Origin of the sequence: Dietzia sp. DQ11-44, assembly GCF_014145205.1 — a bacterium.
GTDB classification, from domain to species: Bacteria; Actinomycetota; Actinomycetes; order Mycobacteriales; family Mycobacteriaceae; genus Dietzia; species Dietzia natronolimnaea.
The window spans coordinates 1-4,796 of record NZ_JAALEC010000405.1 but is presented as its reverse complement, the minus strand read 5'-3'; the positions used below and the strand labels follow the sequence as shown (position 1 = coordinate 4,796).

Annotated in this window: 6 protein-coding genes; 1 reads left to right on the top strand and 5 read right to left on the bottom strand. The window is 71.6% G+C overall.

Translation table 11 applies throughout. From position 1 onward, the window contains the following. The 5 genes from G6018_RS10640 to G6018_RS10620 form a co-directional block, all read right to left on the bottom strand. The coding region (locus G6018_RS10640) for an MFS transporter (RefSeq protein WP_182639565.1) at window positions 1-613 on the bottom strand (613 nt) is incomplete at its 3' end. Between the two features lie 7 nt (window positions 614-620). Continuing rightward, window positions 621-1,244, bottom strand: a complete 624-nt coding sequence (gene hisB / locus G6018_RS10635; RefSeq protein ID WP_179525136.1) for an imidazoleglycerol-phosphate dehydratase HisB — start codon at window positions 1,242-1,244, stop codon at window positions 621-623. After that, window positions 1,241-2,377, bottom strand: coding sequence for a histidinol-phosphate transaminase (locus tag G6018_RS10630; protein WP_179525135.1), 1,137 nt, complete (start codon window positions 2,375-2,377; stop codon window positions 1,241-1,243). Before G6018_RS10630 ends, hisB begins: the two co-directional genes overlap by 4 nt. Continuing rightward, complete coding sequence (hisD, locus tag G6018_RS10625; RefSeq protein ID WP_179525134.1) at window positions 2,374-3,714, bottom strand: histidinol dehydrogenase; 1,341 nt, start codon at window positions 3,712-3,714, stop codon at window positions 2,374-2,376. The genes G6018_RS10630 and hisD overlap by 4 nt, the downstream gene beginning before the upstream one ends. 140 nt (window positions 3,715-3,854) lie before the next feature. Beyond that, the gene (locus G6018_RS10620) at window positions 3,855-4,313 is read right to left on the bottom strand and encodes an ArsI/CadI family heavy metal resistance metalloenzyme (protein WP_182617579.1); all 459 of its coding nucleotides are present in this window, start codon (window positions 4,311-4,313) and stop codon (window positions 3,855-3,857) included. Between the two features lie 101 nt (window positions 4,314-4,414). On the opposite strand from G6018_RS10620, the gene G6018_RS10615 reads away from it, so the two are divergent. Further along, window positions 4,415-4,774 (top strand): Rv2640c family ArsR-like transcriptional regulator, encoded by a 360-nt coding sequence (locus tag G6018_RS10615; protein WP_017836078.1) that lies wholly within the window; start codon window positions 4,415-4,417, stop codon window positions 4,772-4,774. The last annotated feature ends 22 nt before the right edge of the window (window positions 4,775-4,796 follow it).

The following is a 4,796-nucleotide window of genomic DNA, read 5'->3' as shown; positions in this document are numbered from 1 at the left end:
GGTCGGAAGGCCTGGCGGGAGCGGGGTGCACGTCGGGGAGTCGTGCCGCCGCGAGCAGTCCGACCACACCGAACGCCGTCGCGCTCCAGGCGACCGTGGCCAGACCGAAGACCTCCAGCAGCCACAGACCGACAGGCAGGAAGATGGCCTCGGAGATCCCCACCGCGAGGCCGATCAGCGAGGTGGCGCGGCCGAGCATCCCGGGTGGCGCGAGCTCGGCGACCAGTGCGGAGCCGGCGACCGTCATCATGCCGAAGCCCGCCCCACGCACACCGCTGACCGCCAGCACCGCGAACGGCCCGTCGAACAGGGCGAGCAGCCCCGAGGGCAGGCCGAGGAGCGCGCTGCCGATCGCGAGCACCCAACGGTAGCCGATCGCCGCGGTGATCCTCGGGGTGAGCAGTTGGACCAGCACGGTGACCGTCATGAACACACCGGTGGTCGCACCGGCGACCAGCTCGCTGCCCCCGCCCCGGACCACGGCGAGGGGCACCACGGGCAGGAGCAGCGAGAAGCCACCGAAGGCGAGGAGCACCAGGACGAACGCCGCCGGCACACCGGGGGTCCGGGACAGCTGTGCGAACGCGCCCGGCTTCGTGACCCCCGCGGTCACTTCGCCATCACAGAGCGCCCTTGGTCGAGGGGATCCCGCTGATCCGCGGATCCGGCTCGACCGCGGCGCGCAGCGCCCGGGCGACGGCCTTGTACTCCGCCTCGGTGATGTGGTGGGGGTCGCGCCCGTAGTGCACGCGGACGTGCAGCGCGATGCGGGCGTGCGACGCGAGGGTCTCGAACACGTGCCGGTTGAGCACGGTGCCGTACGGCGCGCTGTCGTGGCCCACGACGACGTAGCCGATCATGACGTCGGGCTCCCCCGTGTGGACGCAGTACGGGCGCCCGGAGACGTCGACGACCGCCTCGGCGAGCGTCTCGTCCATCGGGATCGAGCACTGACCGAAGCGGCGGATGCCCCGCTTGTCGCCCAGTGCCTTCCCGAGCGCCTGGCCCAGAACGATGGCGGTGTCCTCGACGGTGTGGTGCGCCTCGATCTCGACGTCGCCCGTCGCGCGGACCGTGAGGTCGAACGCTCCGTGCTGGCCGAACGCGGTGAGCATGTGATCGAAGAACGGGACGCCGGTGGCGATCTCCGTCCGGCCGGTGCCGTCGAGGTCGATCTCGACGACGATCGACGACTCCCTGGTGGTGCGCTCGACGCGACCGACGCGTCCGCCCTGCTCGCTCATCGTCTCTCCCTCGTCGTGGTGATCTCTGTTCCCGCCAACTCGGCGCTCACCTGCAGCAGCCGGTCGTTCTCGCTCTCCAGCCCGATGGTCGCACGAAGACGGCCGGGGATGCCCACGTCGCGGATGAGCACGCCCGCGTCGAGGTAGCGCCGCCACGCGCGGGGCGCGTCCACGAAGGGCCCGTAGAGCACGAAGTTGGCCTCGCTGGGCAGCACGTCGTAGCCGAGCGACTCGAGCCCCGCGGTGACGCGCTTGCGCTCCTCGGCCAGCAGGGCGACCGACGCCAGGGTCTCCTCGGCGTGACGCAGCGCGGCCGCGGCGGCGGCCTGCGCGATCACCGACAGGTGGTACGGCAGACGGACGAGCAGCACGGCGTCGACGAACGAGGGGTCGGCCGCGAAGTAGCCGAGCCGCCCGCCGGCGAACGCGAAGGCCTTGCTCATGGTCCTCGAGACGACCAGCTTCGCCGGGAACTCGGCCAGCAGCGTGCACGCGCTCGGCGACGGGGAGAACTCCGCGTACGCCTCGTCGACCACGACGATCCCCGGTGCCGCGTCGATCAGCCGCCGCAGGTCGTCCAGCTCGATCACGTGGCCCGTCGGATTGTTGGGCGTGGTGAGGAAGACGACGTCGGGGCGGTGCCCGGCGATCGCCGCCAGCGCGGCCTCGACGTCGATCGCCAGGTCCGCGCCCCGGTCGACCGGGATCCACTCGGTGTCCGTGCCCGCGGCGAGGATCGGGTGCATGGAGTAGCTGGGGACGAATCCCATCGCACTGCGACCGGGTCCGCCGAAGGCCTGCAGCAACTGCTGGAGGATCTCGTTGGAGCCGTTGGCCGCCCACACCATGTCCACGTCCAGCTCCACCCCGGTCTGCCGCGTGAGGTAGGCGGCGAGGTCGGTGCGCAGGTCGACGGCGTCCCGGTCCGGGTAGCGGTTGAGGTCGGCCGCCGCCGCGGAGACCGCGGCGGCGATGTCGGCGACCAGCGCCGCACTGGGCGGGTGCGGGTTCTCGTTGGTGTTGAGCTGCACCGGCACCTCGAGTTGCGGGGCTCCGTAGGCGCTCTTGCCGCGCAGGTTCTCGCGCAGTGGCAGCGCGTCCAGGCCGACTCCGGGCCGGGGGGTGTCGGTCACTGGTCCTCCTCCTCGGCGGTGAGGTCCTCGAAGCGGGCCCGGACGGCCTCGCCGTGGGCCGGGAGACCCTCGGCGTCGGCGAGCGCGACGACGGTCGGGGCGATCTCCTTGAGCGCCGCGCGGTCGTAGTCGATGACGTGGATACCGCGCAGGAAGGTCTGCACACTCAGCCCGGACGAGTGACGGGCGGTGCCCGACGTGGGCAGGACGTGGTTCGAGCCCGCCGCGTAGTCGCCGAGCGGGACCGGGGAGTAGGCGCCCACGAAGATCGCCCCGGCGTTGCGTACCCGGGCGGCATCGGCGGCGGAGTCGCGGGTCTGCACCTCCAGGTGCTCGGCCGCGTACGCGTCCACCACGCGCAGGCCGGCGTCGATGTCGTCCACCAGGACGATGCCCGACTGCGGGCCCTCGAGCGCGTCGCGCACGCGGCCCGAGTTGAGGGTGACGGTGTAGCGGGCCTCGACCTCCCGCGCGACGGCGTCGGCGAGCTGCTCGGAATCGGTGACCAGAACGCTCGCCGCATTGGGGTCGTGCTCGGCCTGGCTGATGAGGTCGTAGGCGATGTGGACCGGGTCGGCCGTGTGGTCGGCCAGGACGGCGATCTCCGTGGGACCGGCCTCCGAATCGATCCCCACGACGCTGCGGCACAGTCGCTTGGCGGCGGTGACGTAGACGTTGCCGGGGCCGGTGACCATGTCGACGGGCTCGAGCTCGCGTCCGTCGGTGTCCTCGCCGCCGTGGGCGAGAAGGGCCACGGCCTGGGCGCCTCCGACGGCCCAGACCTCGTCGACCCCGAGCAGAGCACACGCGCCGAGGATGGTGGGGTGGGGCCAGCCACCGGAGTCGGCCTGGGGCGGGGAGGCCACCACGAGTGAACCGACCCCAGCGACCTGTGCCGGCACGACGTTCATGATGACGCTCGACGGGTACACGGCCTTGCCGCCGGGAACGTAGAGGCCCACCCGCTCGACGGGAACCCACTTCTCGGTGACGAAGCCGCCGGCGGCGACCTCGGTCACGGTGTCCGAGCGCCGCTGTGCGGAGTGGACGATCCTCGCGCGGCGGATGGCCTCGACCAGGGCCGCGCGCACGTCAGGGTCGAGGGCCTCGCCGGCCTCGGTGATGACCTCGGCGGGGACCCGCACCGAGGTGGGCCGCACCCGGTCGAACTTCTCGCCGTAGTCGAGCGCGGCGGAGGCCCCGTGCTCCCGGATCGCCTCGACCACCGGGCGGACGGTGTCGACGACGGAGTCGACGTCGGCGGCGCCTCGCGGGAGTGTGCGACGCAGCTCGGCGGTACCGAGGGTGCGACCGCGCAGGTCGATGCGGGAGAGCATGGTGTGGCCTTTCCTTTGATCACGGGACGTCGAGCAACCGGCCGACGGCCGCGAACCAGTCTAGGTGCGCCCGGGCCCGGGCCTGTCCCATGCCACCCTCGCGGGTGTTGTGGACCCGGTCGGGCGCACCCTCCGGCCGCTCACGCGCAGCAGGCGCCACCCCCGGAGTCGGCGCCGGCCTCGTCGTCGTCGTTCCTGTTGCTGTCACCCGCTACCGGCGACGTCCCGAACGTCTCCGAGTCGGCGAGGACCGTGTAGATCTCCCACCGCTCGCCTCCCGGGCCGGTGACCCACACCTTGTCCTGGGTGGCGAAGCAGCAGGTCGTGCCGATCTCCTCGTCGGTGAACAGGCCGGCGTCGGTCAGTCGCGCGATCTCGCCGTGGACCTGCTCGCTGGACTCGACCTCGACGCCCAGGTGGTTGAGCGAGCCTCCCTGGCCCGGGTTCTCGAGCAGGACCAGCTTGAGGGGCGGCTGCTCCACCACGAAGTTGGCGTAGCCGGGCTTGCGCTTGGCGGGCTCGACGCGCAGCAGCGTCGAGTAGAACCGGACGGCCTCGTCGACGTCGTCGACATTGAGGGCGAGTTGCACACGGGACATGGTCGGAACCTCCACCTCTGAGATGAATATCGAATTTGTTGCACCGCCCAGAGAACCAGCCTTTTCGATATTCGTCAAGAACCCGCGCTACACTCGCGGACATGCCCAAGGCCCTGCCCCTCCTCGACGTCAGCTCGCCGGTCTGCTGCGCGCCCGTATCGGCGGGGCCGATCGGCCACGAGGACGCCGTGGAGATCGCGCTGCGTCTCAAGGCCCTCGCCGACCCGGTCCGGATCCGGCTGCTGTCACTCCTGCTCACCAGTGACGACGGCGAGGTCCGCACAGGAGATCTGGCCGCCGCGACCGGCGTCGCGGAGTCGACCACCTCCCATCACCTGGGCCGGCTCCGCGAGGCCGGGATGATCGAGTCGGAGCGGCGCGGGATGAGCGTGTTCCACCGTGCCCGGGGGTCCGCGATCGACGCCCTGCGTGCCGCGCTCGACCCGAACTGCTGCACCTAGTGGGTATCTCCGTTAGTGCGTC